The organism is Lentibacillus persicus (assembly GCF_900112705.1).
Taxonomy (GTDB): Bacteria; Bacillota; Bacilli; order Bacillales; family Amphibacillaceae; genus Lentibacillus; species Lentibacillus persicus.
In genome coordinates, this window is sequence record NZ_FOMR01000002.1 from 116,132 (window position 1) to 138,171 (window position 22,040).

Annotated in this window: 23 protein-coding genes; 6 read left to right on the top strand and 17 right to left on the bottom strand. The window is 40.5% G+C overall.

The annotated features are described in order from the left end of the window. The first annotated feature begins 89 nt into the window (after positions 1 to 89). Together BMZ22_RS02845 and BMZ22_RS02850 are read left to right on the top strand one after the other, a co-directional pair. Positions 90 to 785, top strand: a complete 696-nt coding sequence (locus BMZ22_RS02845; protein WP_090081002.1) for a helix-turn-helix transcriptional regulator — start codon at positions 90 to 92, stop codon at positions 783 to 785. A 73-nt stretch (positions 786 to 858) separates the two neighbouring features. Beyond that, a complete protein-coding gene (locus tag BMZ22_RS02850; RefSeq protein ID WP_090081006.1) occupies positions 859 to 1,101 on the top strand; it encodes a DUF2626 domain-containing protein in 243 nt (80 codons plus the stop codon). Positions 1,102 to 1,301: 200 nt separating this feature from the next. Here BMZ22_RS02850 and BMZ22_RS02855 read toward each other — a convergent pair whose 3' ends face one another. Then, positions 1,302 to 1,925: an MBL fold metallo-hydrolase gene (locus BMZ22_RS02855; RefSeq protein WP_090081009.1), complete on the bottom strand. Its 624-nt coding sequence runs from the start codon at positions 1,923 to 1,925 to the stop codon at positions 1,302 to 1,304. Positions 1,926 to 2,077: 152 nt separating this feature from the next. On the opposite strand from BMZ22_RS02855, the gene BMZ22_RS02860 reads away from it, so the two are divergent. Then, on the top strand, positions 2,078 to 2,245 hold the full coding sequence (locus BMZ22_RS02860) for a DUF2759 family protein (RefSeq protein ID WP_090081014.1): 168 nt from the start codon (positions 2,078 to 2,080) through the stop codon (positions 2,243 to 2,245). Positions 2,246 to 2,332: 87 nt separating this feature from the next. Here BMZ22_RS02860 and BMZ22_RS02865 read toward each other — a convergent pair whose 3' ends face one another. The 4 genes from BMZ22_RS02865 to BMZ22_RS02880 form a co-directional block, all read right to left on the bottom strand. After that, a complete protein-coding gene (locus BMZ22_RS02865) occupies positions 2,333 to 4,291 on the bottom strand; it encodes an LTA synthase family protein (RefSeq protein WP_090081019.1) in 1,959 nt (652 codons plus the stop codon). A gap of 196 nt (positions 4,292 to 4,487) precedes the next feature. Beyond that, positions 4,488 to 5,444 carry an ROK family glucokinase gene (locus BMZ22_RS02870; RefSeq protein WP_090081024.1) on the bottom strand — a complete coding sequence of 319 codons (957 nt, stop codon included), beginning with the start codon at positions 5,442 to 5,444 and terminating at the stop codon, positions 4,488 to 4,490. A gap of 2 nt (positions 5,445 to 5,446) precedes the next feature. After that, positions 5,447 to 5,653 (bottom strand): YqgQ family protein, encoded by a 207-nt coding sequence (locus BMZ22_RS02875; protein ID WP_090081027.1) that lies wholly within the window; start codon positions 5,651 to 5,653, stop codon positions 5,447 to 5,449. Between the two features lie 139 nt (positions 5,654 to 5,792). Further along, the gene (locus tag BMZ22_RS02880; protein WP_090081031.1) at positions 5,793 to 7,250 is read right to left on the bottom strand and encodes a spore germination protein; all 1,458 of its coding nucleotides are present in this window, start codon (positions 7,248 to 7,250) and stop codon (positions 5,793 to 5,795) included. A gap of 615 nt (positions 7,251 to 7,865) precedes the next feature. Between BMZ22_RS02880 and BMZ22_RS02885 the strand changes: the two genes are divergently transcribed. Further along, a complete protein-coding gene (locus BMZ22_RS02885) occupies positions 7,866 to 8,726 on the top strand; it encodes a hypothetical protein (protein ID WP_090081036.1) in 861 nt (286 codons plus the stop codon). A gap of 39 nt (positions 8,727 to 8,765) precedes the next feature. Here BMZ22_RS02885 and BMZ22_RS02890 read toward each other — a convergent pair whose 3' ends face one another. The 5 genes from BMZ22_RS02890 to rpmG form a co-directional block, all read right to left on the bottom strand. Further along, positions 8,766 to 10,325 (bottom strand): rhomboid family intramembrane serine protease, encoded by a 1,560-nt coding sequence (locus tag BMZ22_RS02890; protein WP_090081040.1) that lies wholly within the window; start codon positions 10,323 to 10,325, stop codon positions 8,766 to 8,768. A gap of 160 nt (positions 10,326 to 10,485) precedes the next feature. Then, entirely contained in the window at positions 10,486 to 10,665 is a 180-nt protein-coding gene (locus BMZ22_RS02895) for a hypothetical protein (RefSeq protein WP_090081043.1), read from the bottom strand. Positions 10,666 to 10,729: 64 nt separating this feature from the next. Continuing rightward, entirely contained in the window at positions 10,730 to 11,743 is a 1,014-nt protein-coding gene (locus BMZ22_RS02900) for a ThiF family adenylyltransferase (RefSeq protein WP_090081047.1), read from the bottom strand. A 1-nt stretch (position 11,744) separates the two neighbouring features. After that, the gene (locus BMZ22_RS02905) at positions 11,745 to 12,335 is read right to left on the bottom strand and encodes a 5-formyltetrahydrofolate cyclo-ligase (RefSeq protein ID WP_245745180.1); all 591 of its coding nucleotides are present in this window, start codon (positions 12,333 to 12,335) and stop codon (positions 11,745 to 11,747) included. A gap of 68 nt (positions 12,336 to 12,403) precedes the next feature. After that, complete coding sequence (rpmG, locus tag BMZ22_RS02910) at positions 12,404 to 12,553, bottom strand: 50S ribosomal protein L33 (protein WP_090081053.1); 150 nt, start codon at positions 12,551 to 12,553, stop codon at positions 12,404 to 12,406. A 183-nt stretch (positions 12,554 to 12,736) separates the two neighbouring features. Here rpmG and BMZ22_RS02915 point away from each other — a divergent pair, with 183 nt between their 5' ends. Together BMZ22_RS02915 and BMZ22_RS02920 are read left to right on the top strand one after the other, a co-directional pair. Further along, positions 12,737 to 12,958, top strand: coding sequence for a hypothetical protein (locus BMZ22_RS02915; RefSeq protein WP_090081058.1), 222 nt, complete (start codon positions 12,737 to 12,739; stop codon positions 12,956 to 12,958). 21 nt (positions 12,959 to 12,979) lie between these two features. Then, a complete protein-coding gene (locus BMZ22_RS02920; protein ID WP_090081065.1) occupies positions 12,980 to 13,507 on the top strand; it encodes a hypothetical protein in 528 nt (175 codons plus the stop codon). 270 nt (positions 13,508 to 13,777) lie between these two features. On the opposite strand, the gene phoU is transcribed toward BMZ22_RS02920, so the two are convergent. The 7 genes from phoU to BMZ22_RS02955 form a co-directional block, all read right to left on the bottom strand. Next, positions 13,778 to 14,434: a phosphate signaling complex protein PhoU gene (phoU, locus tag BMZ22_RS02925; protein ID WP_090081069.1), complete on the bottom strand. Its 657-nt coding sequence runs from the start codon at positions 14,432 to 14,434 to the stop codon at positions 13,778 to 13,780. An 18-nt stretch (positions 14,435 to 14,452) separates the two neighbouring features. Next, a complete protein-coding gene (gene pstB / locus BMZ22_RS02930) occupies positions 14,453 to 15,274 on the bottom strand; it encodes a phosphate ABC transporter ATP-binding protein PstB (RefSeq protein ID WP_090081073.1) in 822 nt (273 codons plus the stop codon). Positions 15,275 to 15,290: 16 nt separating this feature from the next. Continuing rightward, positions 15,291 to 16,169: a phosphate ABC transporter permease PstA gene (pstA, locus tag BMZ22_RS02935; protein WP_090081076.1), complete on the bottom strand. Its 879-nt coding sequence runs from the start codon at positions 16,167 to 16,169 to the stop codon at positions 15,291 to 15,293. Between the two features lies 1 nt (position 16,170). Further along, on the bottom strand, positions 16,171 to 17,097 hold the full coding sequence (gene pstC, locus BMZ22_RS02940) for a phosphate ABC transporter permease subunit PstC (protein ID WP_090081081.1): 927 nt from the start codon (positions 17,095 to 17,097) through the stop codon (positions 16,171 to 16,173). 167 nt (positions 17,098 to 17,264) lie between these two features. Then, positions 17,265 to 18,275: a PstS family phosphate ABC transporter substrate-binding protein gene (locus tag BMZ22_RS02945; RefSeq protein ID WP_090081085.1), complete on the bottom strand. Its 1,011-nt coding sequence runs from the start codon at positions 18,273 to 18,275 to the stop codon at positions 17,265 to 17,267. Between the two features lie 208 nt (positions 18,276 to 18,483). After that, positions 18,484 to 20,541 (bottom strand): peptidoglycan D,D-transpeptidase FtsI family protein, encoded by a 2,058-nt coding sequence (locus tag BMZ22_RS02950; RefSeq protein WP_090081088.1) that lies wholly within the window; start codon positions 20,539 to 20,541, stop codon positions 18,484 to 18,486. 73 nt (positions 20,542 to 20,614) lie between these two features. Continuing rightward, the gene (locus BMZ22_RS02955) at positions 20,615 to 21,886 is read right to left on the bottom strand and encodes an MFS transporter (RefSeq protein ID WP_090081091.1); all 1,272 of its coding nucleotides are present in this window, start codon (positions 21,884 to 21,886) and stop codon (positions 20,615 to 20,617) included. Between the last annotated feature and the right edge of the window lie 154 nt (positions 21,887 to 22,040).

The following is a 22,040-nucleotide window of genomic DNA, read 5'->3' on the forward strand; positions in this document are numbered from 1 at the left end:
GTGTACAAATTTCAACAATCAGAGGCAAACCACCAATTGTTCATGAATTTTCACTATAATGGAACTATCATGATTGCGAGGTGGTTCTGATGGAACAAACGTTAAAAGTAACCGGCGTACTTAGTGACCCAACCAGATTCAACATTTATCAGTATATGATCAAACATCATCAGGAAGTTTCCGTTGCCAGCATAGCTAAAGAATTTAATATACATCCCAACGTAGCACGGCTGCACTTATCTAAGCTTGAAGACATTCATATGGTGGAATCGTATTCAGAAAAAACCGGAAGAGGCGGCCGTCCCAGCAGACTTTACAAACTCTCAGATGAAGTAATTGATCTTCATTTTCCGCATCGGGATTACAAACTGCTTTCCTCAATAGCACTTGAATCATTTATTGAACTGGGAGAACCCGGCAGACAAGCGCTTTATCAGACAGGTTATAAGTATGGTGCCAAAATGATTGAGCAATATCAGCGTATACCTTCAATCAACTTGAACACCGAACAGAAACTGAAGATACTTGAAGATGCTGGAACAATGCTCGGTATGTACCCGGAATTTCAGTACGATGCGAAAGACAACAGTGTTTCATTCCAGATTAATAACTGTCCTTTTAAAGAAATTATTGATAAAAACCATGCTATGGTCTGCCGCATGCACCATGCCTTTATAAAAGGGATGTTCGAAGCCTTGTTTGATGATATTGAATTAATGGAGACTGAAAACATGTTTAACGGCTGTGAAAATTGCTCATACGTGGCAAAACTTTCAATTGTTTAGTGCGATTTGTTTACATTATTCATTAGCTCGTTTATAATAACACCTATAAGGTAACTAAAAGGAGGGGAAAATGATGGATCGGATGTTTAGGGTCCTTGCTTTTTGGACGGGTATATTTACAGTTATGTTTTACGTTGGAGAAATGGTTAACGTGGCATTGCTGTTCCTTGTTCAAACAGCATTTTTCCTGGCAGTAAGCTATCTGAAATTATCTGAACGCATGTATATGTATTTATTCGGAGCTTATTGTACCATTTTTATGGTCGGATTCACTTGGTATTCTGAGTTTATACTGGTACCGGGATTCGGGCATTAATAAGTTAATCAGTACCAAAAAAACCCTGCTTACATAAAATTTACAGGGTTTTTTTATTTTTTGGTTAACACTGTTGACATAGTGTTAACTAAATGTTTATACTAAAGACAGTAGCTTAACTTTTATCCCTAACCAACAAAAGAGCAGAGCACATCCCCCCTAAAAAGTCAGCCATTAAGAATGGCTGACTTTTTTATATTCTAAGCTTTGAAAAAAGGGTTACTTTGTTTTTCATTCTCAATAGTAGTTTCCGGGCCGTGACCCGGGTACACTGTAAAAGACCCCGGAAGCTGATACAACGAATCGCGGATGCTCCGTTCCAGCTTATTAATATCTCCGCCCGGCAAATCTGTTCGGCCGATGCCGTTATTGAATAAAACATCGCCACTCACAATACATGCGTGCTCATGAAATATGAAACTGACGCTCCCCGGCGAATGCCCTGGCGTATGCACAATCTCCATTGGAAAACCGCCTATTTGTTTATTGCCCGGAGTTAAAGATTGCTCTGCAGCATCAGTTGTAATCTCCGTCCCCATAAACATGGACGAACCGTTATATTGAGAATTCTCCAGCCATGAGGCCTCATTATCATGAAGGTATACGTCAATATTGTAATATGTTCTTAATTCGCTCACACCGCCAATATGATCAAAATGTGCGTGTGTTAAAAGAATAGCTTCAGGTACAATGGATTCAACAGTCAGATACTGAATAATTTTTTCAGGATCTCCTCCCGGATCAACAATCAGTCCGTATGTATCTTCATGCAGAATATAACAATTCGTTCCCAGCGGGCCTGCCTCAATTCGTTTTATATTAATTACGAACCCCTCCGTTTATAAATAGTTACTCATTAAACTAGGTTATATCTCGACAAAACTCATTTTATACTATAAAATAAGTATAGAAAACAGTTGATTACATAACAATACAAACAAGTTGCACGCGCTACAATAAGGAGGATGTATTTCAAATGGTTTTGGCACTTATTTTTTTGCTTGTAACACTGCTGGCAATCGTTTCTGTCATACGTCAGCTTAAAATTAAAAATTTATTCGCACTTGGTTTTTCAGCAGTAAGCGTTCTGGTTTTCGGATTCTTTTCGATTGCCACCATCATAACAGAATTAGGCAATATGTAATAAAAAAACTAACTATTATAGTTAGTTTTTTTATTTATTATTCTAATATACAAAACTGACCCTATATCGGGCCAGTTTTGGGCGTGCTTATTCATTGCTCGCTTTCTCTCCGGGAAAATCAACAAACCTGAATAAATCACCGTATATCAGTTGATCAGATAGTTCTAATTCCTTTTCGACTTGCTGTTTGATTGGCATGCATGGCGATCCTTCTTCATGTCCGGGCTGATTATTTGCTTCTGCTTCAGACTTACGATCTGTTGAAGCGTTCTTTTCTTTTTCTGTTTTTACTGGCGTGCCAGTCTCTCTGTTGTAACAGACACCACTGGTTGATACATATTCCTCGCTGATAAAATCGCCGTTTCTCAAACCGATATACCCTTTACGGTCATTAATGAACATACCATTACCGAATTGAATATCCTCTTCGGCAGAGACACCAAGCAAATTTAATATGGTCGGTTTTACATCAATCTGTCCCGTCACCTTCGACATAATTTTTCCATCTCCGTGACCTGGAATGTGGACAAACATTGGCACACGCTGCAATTGCACGTGGTCATATGGTGTGATTTCATCCTTTCCTAAAAACTCACTCATAGCTTTGTTATGGTTTTCACTTATTCCATAGTGGTCTCCCATCATAACGATGACAGAGTCTTCATAAAGGCCGGATGCTTTCAATTGGTTAAAGAATTGCTTAACTGCCTCGTCCATATAGCGAACGGTTGGAAAGTAATTATTCAATGTGCTTGAATTTGAATCATATTTTTCAATTGAGCTATCTTCGTCACTAAGTTCAAATGGAAAGTGGTTCGTGAGTGTAATAAATCTCGAATAAAACGGCTCTTCCATTGATTGCAAATACTTAATTGACTGTTCAAAGAACGGTTTGTCTTTCAAACCCCAGCCAACTGAGTTTTCATTATTAATTTCATATGCTTCTTCTCCATAAAAATGATCTACACCAAGACTTTGGTACATTTGATCACGATTCCAGAAGCTCTTGTTGTTAGCATGAAAAACTGCTGAATTATAACCTTCCTCACCTAAAAACTCCGTCATGCTATGGTACTCATTTTCTCCATGCGTAAAAAAGACAGCTCCCCGTGACAGAGGGTATAGTGAGTTCTCAATCAAAAACTCAGAATCTGACGTTTTTCCCTGCTGTGTCTGATGATAAAAATTCTCAAAATAATACGTACTATCATCACCGACCAGGCTATTCAAAAATGGTGTAATCTCTTCCCCATTCACTTCATTGTTGATAACAAAACTTTGGATCGATTCAAGCGTGATAAAGATAACATTTTTATCTTCGGCGATACCGTGCAATGGCGATTTTTCATCACTTTCTACTTTTTTATCCACATAGTCTTTTATTTCAGGCAACTCATTTCCATCGGCAAAAACCCGTTGTGTTTTAACCCGGGAATGGACGGCTGCATCATAGATGTGATAGTTAAATAATCCAATATTTTTCACAAGATATTCACGGTCGAATGCACGGGTAAACAATTGCGGACGTTCCATTTCGGCAAGGAAAAAGTTTCCCGCCAGCAACAAAAATGACATGGCTAACGCAAAGACTTTGCCGCTTTTTTGATAGCTCACTGCCATTAATTCCGGTTTTTTCTTGCTTAAATACCATATAAGCGCAATATCGAGGAAGAATAAGAGATCATAGAATTCAATCAATGTCAGGATACTTGAACCCAAATCACCCATATTGCTTGCCTGGAATAATTGCGGCATTGTAATGAAATCGTTGAATGATCGATAAAACACAAGATTAAAGTATAAAATGAGTGTTCCTATTAAAGCCGTATAGCGCAAAAATGCCATTTGACGCGACTGTTTCTTAAACCAGACACTGACTGCAAAAATTAGAAAAGCAGAGACGAATGGGTTTATGAGCAGAATAAATTCCTGCATTTGGTTTTCCAATTCCATATTGAAAGCAAAGCGGTATATTATATACGCTTTAACTCCGAATAAAAGTGTGGCAAGGATAAACAAAGGTATTTTGAACTTTTTAAAGTCCATTTTAACTTCCTCCCCGAACGACCATTTGACCTTGTATCACAAATGATTGCTATATTAAAAATTCCCAATTTAAATAAATTTAAAACATACCGTTACCCTTCACTTATATATGACGCATTCCATCAATAAATGTTTCACATAAAATTATAATGTTAACGAAATGTTATTTTAAAGAATTTTCTCAAAAAAATAAAGCCTAGAAAGTCCTATTTTCGATATTTTGTTCGACTAAGAAAGCAGCGCCTATAATCCCTGCATCATTGCCCAGTTGGGCCGACCTAAGTTCACAGCCTTCACTGACACGTCTTAACGCATACCGGCGAAAAGCCTCTTCAATAAGCTGAATGAAATCATTACCTGCTTTTGAGACGCCACCGCCGATAAGGATTTTCGATGGGTTTAGAATTACAGCAGCATTTGCAATTGAAAATCCCAGGACATCAGCAGTATATGCCATAATATCACTGCATGATTTGACGCCATTCTTTGCAAGTTCAACAATATCGCGAGTCGTAATAGATCCATTCAAACGGTATCTTTCAGCCAGCTCACTTTCAGGATTCTGTTCAATTTTTTCCAACGCTTGCCGGACCATACCGGTAGCTGAAGCAATTGTTTCAAGACATCCTCTTCGGCCACAGTTACAAAGATAACCATCAGGAAAAACTGTAGTATGACCGATTTCACCTGCTGTGCCGTTCGCACCGTCTAAAATGTCTCCATTTACGATCACACCTCCACCTACACCGGTGCCCAATGTCAGAGCAAAAAGGTTTTTTGTCCTGTTGCCGGACCCTTTCCAGTTCTCACCTAATGCAGCAACATTCGCATCGTTTGCAGCATAAACTGGAAGCCCGGAATATGAGTGCATTTCGCTCGACAAATCTATATTTTTCCATCCAATATTGACGGCTTCATAAACATGGCCGGAAGTACTGTCAATAAAACCGGGCGCTCCTATCCCAATACCTTTTATGGTACCTTTATCAACATTGCTGCTGATCGACTTCCATATATCCGAAACGATGAAAGTGCCGTTATCAGCTTTATTAGTGGGTATCTCCCACTTCGATATAATGTTTCCTTCATGATCGATGAGGCCCATTTTCACAGTCGTGCCCCCAATATCAATCCCAATGATTGGCTTTTCCATTATTATTCTCCTTTGGCCTCACGCAGACGTCTAGCCTCTCCTCGAAGCACCAACAAAGCCTTTTGATAGTCTTCAGACCCGATGAATTGCATCTGGTACAATTCTTTTATTTCACTTTCCATTAATTCAAGGTCTGCCCTTCTGTCTCCAATGTAAATAATTGTACCGAATCTTTTTAGTAATTGCCGCACATCATGTACCGTTTCCATATAAAATCACCAAATTATATTATACCAAATAAAGAGGAATTAATGAATAACTAAAACTGTTCTGCCAGTTTCTCAGTGGTCTTCCGTGTCAGAAAGGTTATAAACCCATGCTGGTCACACGATAAAAAGACCGCTGGCCTCAACGGTCAGGGTCTTTTGGGTTTAAGAAAATAGGTCTGCGATTTTTTAACGGTATTGGCGATCGGATCAAAACATCACGGAATGCTCTAAATGAAAACGGAAGCAACGGCCAAAAATAGGCAATCCCAAACGAAGACATCCGCATGATATATAACAGCCAAAGCGTAATTCCCGCGACATAGCCGGTCATACCAAACATCGCGGTCATCAATAAAAGAAACATTCTGATGAGACGGTTTGCCAGACTAAGTTCATAGCTTGGCGTGGCGTATGTCCCAATCGCAGCAATGGACAGATATAGGACTACTTCATATGAGAACAGACCCACTTCGACTGCAACTTGACCGATTAATATTGCTGCAACCAGACCAAGCGCTGTCGCCAGAGAAGAAGGCACATGGACTGCAGCGAGCCTTAACACATCAATGCCTATTTCCGCCAACAGAAACTGCACAATCAGTGGAACTGTCCCTTCTTCGTTTAAGCCGATGAATGAAAGTTCAGCCGGAAGATACTCGGGATGAACCGCGAGGAGATAGTACAACGGAAGTACAAATATTGAGGCAAAAACCGCAAAATAACGAATGAATCTTAAATATGCACCAACTAAAGGTTTCTGCCGGTACTCCTCCGCGTGCTGAAGATGGTGCCAGAACGTGGCGGGAGTTATCATCACACTTGGCGATCCATCAATAATTATCAGCACGTGCCCTTCAAATAAATGTGCGGCAGCCGTATCAGGCCTTTCGGTATAACGGACGCTCGGATACGGGTTCCAATGCCGGCCGCTTACATACTCCTCAATTGTTTTTTCCGCCATTGCCAGGCCATCTGTATCGATCTTCTCCAATACTTCTTTTGTATCGTCAACACGTTTCTGATCTGCAATGTCTTCCAAATAGCAAATCGAAATATCAGTCATCGAACGCCTTCCAATTTGCATGTACTCCATTCGCAACGAACGATCCCGCACGCGCCGTCTGATGAGCGCCGTGTTAAATACAATTGTTTCAACAAACCCATCTCTCGAACCTCTGACCACTCGTTCAAGGTCAGGTTCTTGTGGGGAACGGACAGGATAAGTCCGCGCATCAATCATGATTACTTCGTCAATACCTTCTACGATTAATGCTGCCGGTCCGCCAAGCACAAGATCTGAAGCTTGATTCAAATCTTTAACATGATCGACCTCGATATAAGGAATATAGGTTTTTAACAATTTTTCAAGTGGAGCAGGTTCCAGTTGTTCTGGTTCCAATTGTGCCAGAATACGCATTATATAATGCAAAATCTCATCCTTGGCAAAGCCATCAACCATAAATAGTGCCATATTTCGGCCCGCATACTTTAAATCCAGATGGATGATATCAAAACTTTTATCAACAGCCAGCCGTTCCTTTATGTATGACACATTTTTTGTATATGAAGAAAATAATGGTTTTTGTTCTTTTTGCATTCGATCACCTTTTTATAAGAAGTCACTCATAGTCTGGCTGAACACCTCCTTTCTATTCAAAAGGAGACATATTGGGACAAACAGTTTCATACATTATTGTGAAAAGCCATTCATATAAGACTGTGTACTAAAAAATTATTGTTTGTGACACAACATCCATAAACTGCGAACTAGTTAGTGCCTCGTCCGCCGCTTCGGAAATACACTCCGCTTTTCGCGGGCGGCTGGTGAGCCTCTTCGTGCTGGCGCACTTCAGTGTCTCACCTATGCCTTTGCTCCCGCAGAAGTCTCCGTGTATTTCCTTCGCTATGGTTGGCTTGGTCGCATAGTGCTACAGAGACAGTAAGCATCCCCAGCGTAGGCAATATGCGTAGACTCCTATGGGAACAGCACGTGTCCGAAGACCCCGCAAGAAAGCGGTCTTTGCTTTCTGAGGAGGCTGAGGCCGTGCCCATGGAAAGCGAAGTATATTGCCGGAGCGGATTTCAGCACTTACTGAAATCAAAAAAAGAATTTTCACTGGTTCGCAGTTTACTTCAACTAGAGATTAAAGAGCTGCTAAATTTGTGAAAGCCATTCATACAATGGAAGTTAAAGCTTAAAGGATGGATAAGGATGAAGAAGTATGTATTAGTTTTAATTGTGGTCAGCACATTCCTGCTACTATATTTATGGGAAGATGACGCAGCACCGGCCATTACATATTTTCCCGAAGATGCAACTGTAGACTTTGATCAGACCAGTACAGTGCTGAAGCTGATTTCTGAAACAACGCGCGACTCTTATGAAATGCTTTGGAAGAGCCAATCCGTTAGTGAACAAAAGCTTTATCTCAGACAGGACGCCTCGTTATTATACAAAAACGGCCAGCTGATGGGAATACGCAGCAAATGGAAGGAAAATACCGATCTTATTAGTATTAAAGAAAAATTCAGCGGTGAAGACAGCAATTTTTTTCAGTCAATTTCATTTCATCACGGTGAAGTTCATTATCCTGATGACCAAATTAAAAGCATTCACCAGATGACTTACGACCAACTGTATGTCATTGACTCACCAGGTACACGTCTTAAATCATTTAAATCAGCCGCAGACGATGCGGAAAAAGAATGGGCTGAGCTTTTAAATCATACGACAGAACAACAATTAAAACATCATTGGAAACAGCTTATGGAACATTATACTATTGATGAAAACGCCTACTGGAAAATTCCTCTGAGCGATCTGAACAAATTCAACAACGAGCCACTCCCTTCTCTCACTCAAGAACAAACAAACCAGATTATGGGTCAGCTGTGGGAAGGCCTTTATAAAAATTATATCCTTAAGCTCTCAAATACTGATGCCAAAAAAGTAAACAGTTTTATACCCCTGATATTATTTGATAAAAATAAAGATCATTTATTGGTGTTATTTGAATGGAACGGAAAAAAAGAAAGGTTGATTCAACAATATCCCGACAAATTTTCAAATTAAAGAGCTCCGCCTTTATTGATAGAACGGAGCTTAATCGTTTTAGTTAGGTTTATTACCGGTAATATGCTCATACAGTTCATGAAAATCTTCATTTTGGGGATTTAGTTCATATGCCTTTTCAATATGTTCTTCAGCGTTCGTTGAATCATTGTTATCGCTGTATAAAACGGCCAGGTTATAATGCGCTTCCGCTAATGAACTATTTAATTCAACCGATATTTCCAAGTCCGCTATTGCTTCTTCAGTATTTTCTAATCTGATTTGACTATAGGCACGCTGGAATAACAAATGACTTTTCAAATCACTTTCTGATCCATCTGAAAGCTGGAGACCTTCTGTTACAACAGCTATAACTCTTTCATATTGCTCCTCTGCAATCAACTGCTCAGCTTTCATTAATTGGTATTCGGCACTGCTTTCATTATGTTGAACGCCGTAGACAGCTAACCCGACGATCAAGAGACTATACACAATGAAAGCCGCTGTTTGAATAATAAGATTCTTTTTTTTCGGCAAATACAAAACAGCGGATGCAACAAATCCGGAAATCAACCCGCCCATATGGGCTCCATTATCCACTTGGGGAACACTTAATCCAAACACAATATTGATTCCTATAACAATAAGTAAATTCATCCCCATTGTCTGAAAAAAAATCCTTCTATGAATACATCCGAAAAATAATAGGGCGCCGAATAAACCAAACAGCGCGCCCGAAGCGCCTGCGGATACATTGGTGGTGAAGGCAAAACTCGCTAATCCCCCACCTATACCTGCCATAAAATAAATCACAATAAACCTGAGGGAACCATAGATCCGTTCTACCGCCGTTCCCAGATAGTATACAGCCAGCATATTCAATAGGATATGAGCAATGCCGATATGCAGGAACATAGACGAAATAATTCGCCACCATTCGCCGTCCTCGATGATAGCCGGATTATATTTCGCACCAAACTCAATCAACCTTGCGGGGGAGGTACTATCGCCGTTCATTTCAAGCAAAAAAAATAATAGAATATTGACCGCCAGGAGAATATACGTTAATAAAGGCTTTCCATATGAAAATATATCTTTGATTTCGTTCTCTTTCTGCTTGATTTTTCCTGTTAACTTTTCACGAATCTGATTAACTTCTTCTTCTTTTTCTGCGTTATCTGCACTTTGTTCAGCCGGTTCAAAAGTTCCTCCTATTGCTGTCAGAAACCTGTTCAATTCCTCTTCCCGGTCTTTATCAGATAAATAATAAACTTTCATACTGATTGGATTTTTTTCGTTCAATTGCATCTTTTTTTTCAGGATTTCCCAGTCGTCTATTGGCGTATGAGAATCAATGTAGACATTATGCACTTCAATATGCTTGCTGCGAAAGTATCGTTTCATGGCCTTTGCTTTTTGAAACGTCTGCCCGATATCTTTTTTCATATGATTTTTCCAATCAAAACCGCCATGAAATAAGCGGGCAACCCGGGACGTTTTCCCTTCAAATTTTTCCAGCCATAATTCACCGTTCTCATTTATATGTACTAATTCAAACTTATCATGTTCGATGAGATGCCATGCCAGTTTGTACATTGTATAACTTTCATCCAAATACATCTAATCCCCCCCACATCGCCATGATATCAAAAAAGAGGCGCTATTTCCCGTTAAATCGTCTTGAAACCTGCGTTTATTACGAAAGTTAATGTCTCGTGTAAATAAAAAAAGAGCTGCTACCTTACTATAACAGCTCCTTTCCATACGACTATTTAACTGTTCACCGCTGAAATAACCTAGGCATCAATTTTTCACGAATGGCTGGCATATTCATCGATAGCATAACGATCGCCTTACGCAGAAAACTGACGGCGAGAAGTGTATTCATAATTCGGAACCGCCATTTAAAAATAACGACAGCAAGTGTTCCCGCGATTGATAACAAAGCAAACATTCTCATTCCTGACACCCTTTTCTCATGTAATGTCAATTATAGTTATCTGCGGAATGGCTAAGATTATGCATTACGAACCAATATAACGGTCATACAACGTTCTTGCCTGAACAGGATCTTCTGTGCCCTGAACAAGCACACGCCCGTCCTTAAACAAAACCAGGTCCACCCCTTCATCAACTGCCGCTTTTAATAAAAATGGTGTGCGCCTCACACGGCCAATTTTCATTAATTGGCTTTCCCATTTTTCCAAATTTAATTGAGAAGTTCGATGTATTTGAACCGTATCCCGTCCGCATAAGACGGTTTCTTCGTTCTGCGCATTCTTTTTTAATGCTGGAAACGTCTCCTTCTGGCAGGTTGGACAACCAGCTTTCGGTGCTGTCAGTTTCATATCATAGTGACGATTGTACCACATATCAATCGTTTTTAACGTATTTCGCAATGCGTCTTGATTATTTGTTAAGTATTTTAACGTCTCGGTCACTTCAAAGGAAGCAATTATGTCTACTGCCGGGGCAATCACACCCACTGTATCACATGTTTGACCGTCACCTTCCCCTTCTTTTGTTATACATCTTAAGCAAGGGGTTTTCCCCGGTACGAAAAAAGCTGTCATTCCTCTTGAACTGACGACACCACCATATGAGAAAGGGAGCTGATGCTTAAAACATGCATCATTCAAAAGGTAACGGGTAGCAAAATTATCCGTGCCATCAAGCACGACATCGACGTCTTTTATTAAATCATCGATGTTTTCAGCAGTTACATTGCCAATGATTGCATCAATTTCCACTTGACTATTAATTTTTTCCAACTTATTTTTAGCTGCAACGGCTTTTGGCATTGCATCCTTAACATCCGTCTCATCAAACATTATCTGACGCTGCAAGTTGCTGAGTTCTACATAATCCCGGTCAATAAGCCGAATTTTTCCTATTCCGGCCCGCACCAGCTGATTACTTATAACTGTTCCCAGAGCACCGGCGCCCACCACAAGTGCCGAACTTGTTGACAGTGCCTTCTGCCCGCTTTCCTGAATTGGCTGAAATAGCATTTGTCTCGAGTAACGAGCAGTATCCATATTACTTCCCTCCCTTAAGCAAGAACCCGTCTTCTGTTATGACGTTATCCACTGGTATATCAAAAGATTCTGCCGGCAGTTTTTTAACTAGTTGGAGGTTTGCGGCCAATGATAATGTTCGGTTTGGAAAGTCACTCAAAAACCGGTCATAATAACCGCCGCCAAAACCGAGCCGGTAGCCTGATTCATCAAATAGCACGCCAGGCACAATGAGTAAATCTATCTTGTTTTTAGGTATTTCTTCAGTAATTTGAGGGTTGGGTTCTAAAAGGTGATGGTAAACGATTTCAAGCTGGTCAAAGTGAATAAGCTTATAGAAACTCATCTGACGTTCTTTTGGCAAGCATTTGGGAACACATACTGTTTTTCCCTCACACCACGCGGCTTCGATTATCGGTTTCGTGTTCCATTCAAATCCGTGTGAGACCGTTATGCCGATACTGTCGGATTGCTTCCATTTATCTGAGGCCATGAGGTGTTCTGCCAGTGCTTTCTCAATAGTGATCCGTTCTGATGCCGATAAATTCTTTAATTGCTCTATCATATTTTTCCGAAGTTCAGTTTTTTGCAATTCATCAACCCCTTGGCGCATGATATCCCTCCAACACATTAATAAGAAAGCTCTTGCCACATTGACAAGAGCTTTAAGCATTCACTGCATTATTTCGTCTCACGATGCAAGGTATGTTTTTTCAATCGTGGACAATATTTCATAAGCTCCAAACGTTCCGGGTTTGTTCGCTTATTTTTTGTACTGATATAGTTACGTTCGCCTGTTTCTGTACAAGCCAATGTAATGTTTACGCGCATTTTGTTTCCCTCCAGACAATAGAAAATACAATTTTAAAAGAAATCATTTATAACATTTCAGACCTTTCCTATAATAGCAGATGATTAAGGAACATTCAAGCTGACAGATTAGAAAAAATTGATTATTTCTCTTTTTTATAATCTATGTTATAACTGTATTGATAGGTGAATGGAGGGAGAAATATGATATATGCAATCATTTCCATTATCGTCATCGCAGTAGTCCTATTAATTTTATCGTTTTTTATGAACGATAAATTTGACGATTTGGAAAGCGAAGTTGAACAACTTTCAATATCAACCATGCAGGAAAACTATCAAATGAAGAAAAAAATAAAGATTTTGGAAGAAGAATTGCTGACAGACGACTTCTCCAATGACGCATTACATAATTCCGATAAATAGACAGAAAGTTAGGGGAAAAATATGAAACAAACCATTCGTTCGTTTGCAATTGGTCTGTTGACAGCCGGTCTTGTGATGCTCGGTATTTTTTACTTCGGAGATTATTCACAATCAGACGCTCAAGGCAATTTAACGACCGAAGAGATGATTAAAACCGTTGAATCGGAAGGTTATCATGTACTGACAGAGTCTGAATACATTTCCGCCTCAGTTCAATCAGAGGATAGCGCAGAAACAAATGAGGGTGAAGAGAACACCCAGGAAGACTCTTCTGATGAGGATGAGAATACTGACACAGATGGTGAGCAAGAAGAAAATTCCGGGAATGCTGAAGAAACTGAACAGACGAGCTATACACTGACAGTAGAGTCTGGTGTCATCCCATCTGAAATCAGTCAAACGCTCGAAGACAATGACATTATTGAAGATGCCGGAGCATTTACGTCATTTATGGAAGACGAAGGCTACAGCCAATTAATTCAGCTTGGAGAATTTGACCTTTCAAGCAACATGGATCATCACGAAATAGCCGAAACAATAACAAATTAACAGGCTGGGACATAACTTATATATCCAATATAAAAGACGAACTATAATCAAGGTTAGCGGAGGAAAAATGCGGAGACTCCTGCGGGAAGAGAGGCATAGGTAAGACAACGAAGTGCCTTGGCACGAGTTGGCTTAACAGCCGCCCGCGGAAAGCGAAGCATATTTCCGGAGCGGCGTATCCCGCTTCCTTTCCTAATTATCGTTCGTCTTTTCATTTATCTTTAAACCTTTTGTCCCAGCCTCTTTTTTCATTTGTCAGTATTCAATTGTTTAATTTAGTTTGTACGATTCACCTTTTACGAGATATAAAATATTTTCACCGATATTCGTGATATGGTCGGCGAATCGTTCGATGTAACGGGCACTGAAAGCCATTTGCATCACGTACTGAATTTTTTCGGGGTTTGTGGCCGTTTCATTTAAAATATCCTTGATAACCCACTCATATAATCGATCAACATTATCATCCATTTTCGACAGCTTACCGGCAATCGAAATATCATCATACTCGAACGCTCTCATTGCAATGTTATTCATTTCAACTGCCATATCCCGCATTTCCTTTATTTTTGGATGAACCGTCAGGCGATGATCTTCCCCTAAATGAAGAGTTGATTTGGCTATATTTTTTGCATTATCTGCCATCCGTTCAATATCAGTTGTGATCTGCAAAGCGATGACTAACCGGCGTAAGTCCGTTGCAACCGGCTGCTGTTTTGCAATGAGTAAGATCGTTTGTTCGTTGATAGCAAGTTCTTGTTTGTCGATCGCCTTATCTTCATCAATAATAGTGTTTGCCAATGCCAAATCCTGGTTATATAGCGCATCAACTGCTTTAAACAGGGCGTTCACTGAGGCATTCGACAATGATATGATGTCTTCCTTTAAATTGCTTAAATCTGCTTCAAACTGCTCCCGGACTACCATTAAAATCCCCCTTACTATTTAGCCAAAACGGCCGGTAATATAGTCTTCAGTACGCTTATCATCAGGATTTGAGAAAAGTTTATCTGTATTGCTGTATTCAATTACTTCTCCATTCAAGAAAAACGCTGTTTTATCTGAAATTCGCGCAGCCTGCTGCATGTTATGCGTGACGATCGCGATACTGTAATCCTTCTTGAGATTTTGCACAAGTTCTTCAATTTTAGTGGTAGAAATAGGGTCTAATGCTGAGGTCGGTTCATCCATCAAAATGACATCAGGTTCAATGGCAAGACATCTGGCAATGCAAAGACGCTGCTGTTGACCTCCTGACAATCCGAACGCATTCTCATGCAGCCGATCCTTCACTTCATCCCATAAAGCTGCTCCTTTAAGACTCTTTTCAGCAATCTCATCAAGCACTTTCTTTTTCTTGATACCGTGGGTTTTGGGTCCATAGATTACATTTTCGTAAATCGACTTCGGAAAAGGGTTCGGGTTTTGAAATACCATACCGACATTCGTTCTTAAATCTTCCACTTTATACTTCGGACTGAAAATATCTTTATCATCATATTTAATGCTTCCGCTCATTTTAACCGACGGCACTAATTCAACCAACCGGTTTAAAGCTTTGATGAATGTCGATTTCCCGCAACCGGACGGTCCAATAATTGCTGTCACTTTATTCATGGGGATATCCATTTTCACATCATAAAGCGCCTGATTATCGCCATACCACAAATTAAAATTATCCACCGCGTAAATCGTTTTCGTTTCTTCCTTATCCGGTTCATTCGTATTGAGAATTGATACATGTTTACTCTCTGATGCTGCTTGCATGATAAAAACCTCCCAATTAGTAGCGTTTTGAAAATTTATTTCGTATTAAAATTGCAACGGAATTCATGAGAAGCAATATAACCAGTAAAACAATAATGCCCGCTGAAGCCACCAAATGGAATTCTTCCTGTGGTCTCCCGGTCCAGTTGAATATCTGTATTGGTAAGACTGTGAAACCGGACCAAATATTTTCAGGCAAGTAAGCAATGAACGATAACGCTCCGATCATTAGTAATGGAGCTGTTTCGCCAATTGCCCGGGATAACGCCAAAATACCACCTGTTAAAATACCGGGAATAGCAGCCGGAAGTACGACGCGCCGAATTGTTTGCCATTTGGTTGCACCCATGGCAAACGAAGCTTCATATTGATTTTTGGGAATGGATCGTATCGCTTCCTGCGAAGATACGACAATAATTGGCAGTATCAATAGGCTCATGGTCAGACCGCCCGCAATGACACTTCTTCCCATTTCCATCAGGCGCACAAAAACGGTTAAGCCTAACAAACCAAAGACAACAGAAGGTACACCTGCAAGGTTAGAGATATTCATTCGAATAAACCGTGTAAATTTGTTCTCTTGGGCATATTCTTCAAGGTAAATCGCTGTTCCGACTCCAAGTATCAGCGAAATTGGAGCAGTAACTGCCATCAGCCAGATAGAGCCTGCAATGGCCGCCTTTATACCGGCTTCTTCAGGGAAACGTGAGGCAAAACTTGTTAAAAAACTCAAGTCTAAATACGGCAGTCCTTCCGAAAAAATACGATATAGCAATACGGCAAGAACAACAATGCCAAATACTGAAGCTAAAAAGAACAGCTGGCGCATAATCCGATTACTGATAATCCGCTTATTCATTTTATTTTGAACGACTTGTTTATCGACCAGATTCATGTTAGTAATCCTCCTTAAAACGACGGGAGATATATTGTGACAGGAGATTCATAATTAGTGTGAAAACAAAAAGCGTCATACCCACCGCATAAATGCTGTAATAGGTCGTGGACCCATATGAGGCATCACCCAGTGTCACCTGAACAATATAACCGGTCATCGTCTGTATCGATTCGGTGACATCGGTCGTAAGTTTTGGTGTTGAGCCGGCAGCGACAGAGACAATCATCGTTTCACCAATTGCCCGGGAGACCCCCAGAACAAATGAAGCTATTATTCCGGACAATGCTGCGGGAACAATGACTTTAAGAGCAACTTCCAACCTCGTGGAGCCCATCGCCAAGGCACCTTCCCTTATTGAATTGGGTACAGAACTCATCGCATCTTCCGACAGTGATGCAATCATCGGGATAATCATAATACCTACCACAATTCCAGGGCTGAGTGCGTTGAAAATTGGCAAGTCATCAATGGCGATTTGCAGCATTGGTGTCACAAAGGTCAACGCGAAGAAACCATAGACAATTGTCGGAATTCCGGCCAGAACTTCCAGAACAGGCTTGACAACTTTCCGCACTTTCGGTGGTGCAAATTCACTTAAATAAATAGCTGAAGCCAGACCAATCGGTATCGCCACAATCATTGCAATAACTGTTATCAGCAGTGTACCGGATATTAACGGAAGAATACCGTAACTGGCATTTTCTCCAAATGGCCACCATTCGGTTCCTGTTATAAACTCTACAAATGATACACGATTGAAAAACGTGATCGTTTCCACTAATAACGTAAGGATAATACCAATCGTTGTCAAAACAGATATAATCGCACACAGCAGGAAAAATACTGGTGCAACTTTCTCCAGGATACGGAGAAGATGCTGATTTGATTTCTTCTCATTCATCATTTCTTTAACATTGACCGCCATGACAATACTCCTCTTTTATATACTGGACAGTATAAACCTTGCGATAACCATCAGACTTATCATTGATACTCACATACTACAAATAATTAAACGCAGGAAAGTGAGGAAAGCCTGTCAAATCTTCCCTCACATCCATTAGTCAATTTGGAAACTTGTCAGCTTGCAATTTATTTCCCTGCAATCTCATCAAGTTTGTTTAACGCTTCTTCATAAGCACTGTCAGGTTTCGCTACATAGCCGACTGATTCAGCCATTGCACCTGCATTTTCCAATGCATATTTTGCAAAGTTGTAAACAGACTCATCTTCGAGCGTTGAATGCTTTACATAAACGAATAATGGTCTTGCGAAAGGATTATACTCACCTGACTGAACGGTTTCCTGATCCGGCTTAACGGCTTCGCCACTGTCATTAACAATCGGTACGGCTTTTAGTTGATCATCGTTTTCAGCATAATAAGCATAGCCGAAGTAGCCGATAGCATTTTTAGATCCTGTTACACCTTGTACAAGAACGTTATCATCTTCAGATAATGAAGCATCTTGACGAATATCGCCCTCTTCTCCAAAGACGACCTCACTAAAGTAATCAAATGTGCCGGAATCTGCGCCCGGGCTGTAAAATTCGATTTCTTCTTCAGGCCATCCTTCTCTGACATCCGCCCAAGTCGTCACATCACCATCTGCTGACCACATTTTATTCAGTTCTTCAACTGTTAGCTGGTCAACCCAGTCATTTTCTGTGTTAACCACAATGGATAAGCCATCAAGTGCGATTTCAAATTCAGTATACTCAATACCCGTTTCTTCAAGTGCCTGTTTTTCTTCATCTTTTATCGGACGGGAAGCATTTGAAATGTGTGTTTCACCTGCTGCGAACTTTTCAAATCCGCCCCCGCTTCCGGAGGTACCAATGTTAACACGGGCATCAGGGTTTTCTTTTTGATATTCTTCAGCAACAGCTTCCATTACCGGGAATACTGTTGATGATCCATCGACCACCACTTCGGTCATTTCACCTTCAGATTCACTGCTGCCTTCTGCACTTGTATTTTCTTCTGTATTACTATTTGCCTCTTCATCGCCACCATCTTCACTGCCCTCTGCGTTACCGCATGCTGCTAAAACAACCAGCAGCAGAGAAATCACTGCTAATAGCCATAATGATTTTGACTTCATGCTTTTGCCCCCTAATGGTTAGTGTTTGTCAGAAAAGATGTTATGTTGTCTTCCCTGCAATTCTTATAATAACCAATGAGTGTTAACTACCTATTAATTCGATGTTAATATTCTGTAAAGTTAATAGATTAATAAGGCTTTGTTTAAATCGATTAAATAAAAAAGCCTGAACACTTTAATAAGCGTTCAAGCTTTTTACGCGATGAAATTAATTTTCGTTGTCTTCATTTACATCAAAATAGGCATCCAGTATTCCTTTACCAATATTATGATTAATCGGGTAATCACTGCCTGTTCCTGTAAACGGGACATTAATCGCAAAAGCAACTTCTGGTTTTTCATGTGGTGCGTAGCCTACCAGTGATAGGTTTTCAGTCGAAGCCTTAGTGCCATCTGAGTAATATTTGTCATATTCAGCTGTTCCGGTCTTACCGGCCGCATCATATGGTTTATCAGCAAAATGGTGGTCGGCGGTTCCATTAGGTGATTGGAAAACCCGTCGGAAGCCTTCCTGGACACGGTCAATTTCACTAGTGGACATTTGCAGCTGATTCATCACATCTGTATTAAAACTTTCGTGAACAGGACCAAGGCCTTCTTCATGCGGAATAGGATTGCGGATCTCTTTCATGAAATGTGGCCGTACCCGGCTGCCGCCATTGGCGATCGTTGACACATATTGTGCCAGCTGCATCGTTGTATACGTATCATACTGGCCAATCGCCAAGTCAAGTGTACCTCCGCTCCCGTTTGGCCCCGTAAAACCTGTTGACTCCTGAGGGAAATCGATACCGGTCTCTACACCAAGACCAAACTGAGCGTAGTAATTCCGCATTTCATCATACGTACCACCTTCAACCGGCATTGGTTCATTTGGCTCATAATTAAAATAGCCACCCATTCGCATGGCGATATAGAACATATACACGTTGGATGACTGTTCCAATGCTTCGTAGTCATTGACCCACCCCAGATTTGTCCAGGAACTTTTAGGAGGTGTCGAAGCAATATTAATCGTCGTATCATAAAATTGCTGTCCCGGCTCAATCACACCCGATCCATATCCAGCCAACATGGTTGCACCTTTTATAGAAGACCCGGGCTCACTGGCATTGAAAATGGAAATCGTTTCGCTGGTGGTAAATTCATTTTCCTTATCATCATACCGTTGACCGCTTGCAGCCAAAATCTCCCCGGTATTTGGATCCATCACAACCGCTGTTGCATATTCCATATGCTTATTTTCACCCGGCTCTTGTGTGATTGCCGCTTTCAGTTCATCACGCAAAATCTTATCGAGTTCCTGCTGCAGTTCCATATCAACTGTCAACACAAGGTCTTTACCCCGCTGACCGTCCACCACAACCTCCGAGTCAACAACCGTTCCATCACTATTTGTTGTGTACTGAATTTTTTCTTTGCGTCCTCTCAGGACACTTTCGTATTGCTCTTCCAGTCCGCTATTTCCGACCCGATCATTTCGACTGTAGCCCCTGGTCAGATAATAATCCTGCTGATCAGCAGGAATGCCTTGAGTTTCGGACGTAATGGAACCCGCAAAGTCACGGAACGTATCCTCATAAGGATATTCCCGATTCCAGTCAGTCGTGGCGTTAACGCCAGGCAGCTCATCCAAATGAGCAGACACGCGTGCAAATTCTTCAGGTGACACATCTTCATTTTTAATGACTTGAGGTGTCAATGACATTGCTTTATCCATCTCTTTTTTTATCGCCATTACTTCAAGCTGCTGTTTTGAGTAGTCATCAACTTTTTCTTTATCGATACGCTTTAACGTTTCGTTGTACACTTCACCGTTATCCATTTCCTCTGTTTCAGCTTTCGACAGAAGACTTTTGGCTTCTTCTTGATTATTTAAGTACCAATATTCACGTTTGTCACGGAGTGTGACATTATCCAAATCATCTTCCGAATCCATCGAAATGTATTCAGCCAAATTCTCGGCCACTTCCAGTCTGTCTTCAGCCTGAACCCCTTTCTCAGGTGTATATGTTATGGAATAAGCGGCATCGTTTCCCACAATCAACTCATGGTTGCGATCATACATTTTACCACGGGGGACGGATACCTCTGTAAAGTCATTCGTTGTACGGTCAATTTCGGCCTGGAATGCTTCGCCATTTAAAATTTGAACAACCCCCAACTGAAGCACTAACGCCGAAAACAATAGAAAGACAATAAAAAATAATATATTCAAACGAAAGGGAAGCTGTGCTCTTTTCTTCTTTTTCTTTTTGGAAACCATTATTCCTCCCCCAATTTTTAAAGCAATTGTATCTTTTTATTATATCATTTAATGCTTGTATTTCTAAGAGGAATCAACGATTTTTTTCATCTGTAACCGGCTCGTTTGTAATCGACTGATTGTTCCCTGCGCTTCCCAAATAAATATTTCTTACAAACAAATAAATAAACAAATGGCCCAACCCGAAGAATGCAAGTAAATATGGGATAACAATTTCGGCTCGAAACAATGTAATGGCAATAAGAAAAACAGCAATCGATGTTACCCTGCCCACGTTTACAAACAATTCTCTGACAACAATATATTCAACCCGCAGTTCTTTGGCTTTCCGTGCTTTCCCGATAACATCAAATGTCAAAGATGCATATGGGACGTTTACAATCGGGTAAGCGATACCAATGAGTACAGCATAAATCATCAGCTGTGTATAGCCTAAATCAAACAAGATGATATAGACAGCAAAGTATAGGATTAGCGCACCGGTGAGAATGGCTTTTTTACGCAAAGAAGGCTTGATCCATTTTGTCACGACGAAATATAAGATAAGCGATAAGCCTGACAAAAACAGATTAAACATACCCAGTGCAAACTCACTCTGTGTCGTGACAAACACCCAAATAGAAATCACAAATAAAAAGATACCTTCGCGTACCCCCTGTGAGATATGGGCACTTAGAATTCTTTTCCAGTTCTTGTTGTGATTCCACTCCAATAATACGCGCTTAAAATGAAACAAGCCTTCAGCCTGCCGCCGTTTCAGGAAGAAACTGCAGACGACCGCAGCGATGAACAACAGAAATGAAATCGTGAAAATAACGCTATAGCCAACATTCTCCTGCATACCGGCAATGATGGTACCCGCCAGTAAAGGGCCGACCATACCTGCAAAAGACTGCAGCACACCAAGAAATCCATTAAAAAAATCCCTTGATTCCGGCTCGGTTATCTCAAACGTCAAAACATTAAATGCAAGCCAGTAAAATCCAAAGCCAATCCCCAATACACTTCCAAGCAGAAAATTATATGTGGCAGCCTTTTCAGCAATAAGTAACACACTCAAAAAAAATAGAGATAAGAATATTACCCCTAAACGCAAAACAACTACACGATCAACTTTCTTAGCTATTTTCCCTGCCAACACAAACGTAAGCGGCTGAAATAAATAAATTCCCAAATTGTAAAAAGCAATGGTAATATAATCACCTGCTTGCTTCCATAAATATATATTCACAAACGTATTGGACAGAAAAATACTGAGGGAGTACAGTCCCCCAATTACCAGCAATAAAATAAGATCGCGGCTGATTTCAATTTTACCTGCAAATTTTTCTAGGGCTTTATGCATATCGATTGCTCCTTTTCGTTCGTTTATAGTGTGAACGAATTAAAGCCATCTATGCAGTGTAAAAACCTCGATTTCCGCCGCAATCTTTGTGTTAAATCTGTTTATCAACCATTAAAAAGGCACGGGAATAATCCCGTGCCTTTTGTCACTTAGT

What these genes read in the sequence shown, in the direction of transcription:
- BMZ22_RS02950 (WP_090081088.1), bottom strand. Translation starts at nt 20,541, where the DNA reads ATGGTTTCCAAAAAGAAAAAGAAGAAAAGAGCACAGCTTCCCTTTCGT.
- BMZ22_RS02885 (WP_090081036.1), top strand. Translation starts at nt 7,866, where the DNA reads ATGAAGAAGTATGTATTAGTTTTAATTGTGGTCAGCACATTCCTGCTA.
- BMZ22_RS02955 (WP_090081091.1), bottom strand. Translation starts at nt 21,886, where the DNA reads ATGCATAAAGCCCTAGAAAAATTTGCAGGTAAAATTGAAATCAGCCGC.
- BMZ22_RS02905 (WP_245745180.1), bottom strand. Translation starts at nt 12,335, where the DNA reads ATGCGCCAAGGGGTTGATGAATTGCAAAAAACTGAACTTCGGAAAAAT.
- rpmG (WP_090081053.1), bottom strand. Translation starts at nt 12,553, where the DNA reads ATGCGCGTAAACATTACATTGGCTTGTACAGAAACAGGCGAACGTAAC.
- BMZ22_RS02920 (WP_090081065.1), top strand. Translation starts at nt 12,980, where the DNA reads ATGAAACAAACCATTCGTTCGTTTGCAATTGGTCTGTTGACAGCCGGT.
- BMZ22_RS02900 (WP_090081047.1), bottom strand. Translation starts at nt 11,743, where the DNA reads ATGGATACTGCTCGTTACTCGAGACAAATGCTATTTCAGCCAATTCAG.
- BMZ22_RS02850 (WP_090081006.1), top strand. Translation starts at nt 859, where the DNA reads ATGGATCGGATGTTTAGGGTCCTTGCTTTTTGGACGGGTATATTTACA.
- pstB (WP_090081073.1), bottom strand. Translation starts at nt 15,274, where the DNA reads ATGCAAGCAGCATCAGAGAGTAAACATGTATCAATTCTCAATACGAAT.
- BMZ22_RS02870 (WP_090081024.1), bottom strand. Translation starts at nt 5,444, where the DNA reads ATGGAAAAGCCAATCATTGGGATTGATATTGGGGGCACGACTGTGAAA.
- BMZ22_RS02890 (WP_090081040.1), bottom strand. Translation starts at nt 10,325, where the DNA reads ATGTATTTGGATGAAAGTTATACAATGTACAAACTGGCATGGCATCTC.
- BMZ22_RS02845 (WP_090081002.1), top strand. Translation starts at nt 90, where the DNA reads ATGGAACAAACGTTAAAAGTAACCGGCGTACTTAGTGACCCAACCAGA.
- BMZ22_RS02945 (WP_090081085.1), bottom strand. Translation starts at nt 18,275, where the DNA reads ATGAAGTCAAAATCATTATGGCTATTAGCAGTGATTTCTCTGCTGCTG.
- BMZ22_RS02915 (WP_090081058.1), top strand. Translation starts at nt 12,737, where the DNA reads ATGATATATGCAATCATTTCCATTATCGTCATCGCAGTAGTCCTATTA.
- BMZ22_RS02895 (WP_090081043.1), bottom strand. Translation starts at nt 10,665, where the DNA reads ATGAGAATGTTTGCTTTGTTATCAATCGCGGGAACACTTGCTGTCGTT.
- phoU (WP_090081069.1), bottom strand. Translation starts at nt 14,434, where the DNA reads ATGGTAGTCCGGGAGCAGTTTGAAGCAGATTTAAGCAATTTAAAGGAA.
- pstA (WP_090081076.1), bottom strand. Translation starts at nt 16,169, where the DNA reads ATGAATCTGGTCGATAAACAAGTCGTTCAAAATAAAATGAATAAGCGG.
- BMZ22_RS02875 (WP_090081027.1), bottom strand. Translation starts at nt 5,653, where the DNA reads ATGGAAACGGTACATGATGTGCGGCAATTACTAAAAAGATTCGGTACA.
- BMZ22_RS02860 (WP_090081014.1), top strand. Translation starts at nt 2,078, where the DNA reads ATGGTTTTGGCACTTATTTTTTTGCTTGTAACACTGCTGGCAATCGTT.
- BMZ22_RS02865 (WP_090081019.1), bottom strand. Translation starts at nt 4,291, where the DNA reads ATGGACTTTAAAAAGTTCAAAATACCTTTGTTTATCCTTGCCACACTT.
- BMZ22_RS02880 (WP_090081031.1), bottom strand. Translation starts at nt 7,250, where the DNA reads ATGCAAAAAGAACAAAAACCATTATTTTCTTCATATACAAAAAATGTG.
- pstC (WP_090081081.1), bottom strand. Translation starts at nt 17,097, where the DNA reads ATGGCGGTCAATGTTAAAGAAATGATGAATGAGAAGAAATCAAATCAG.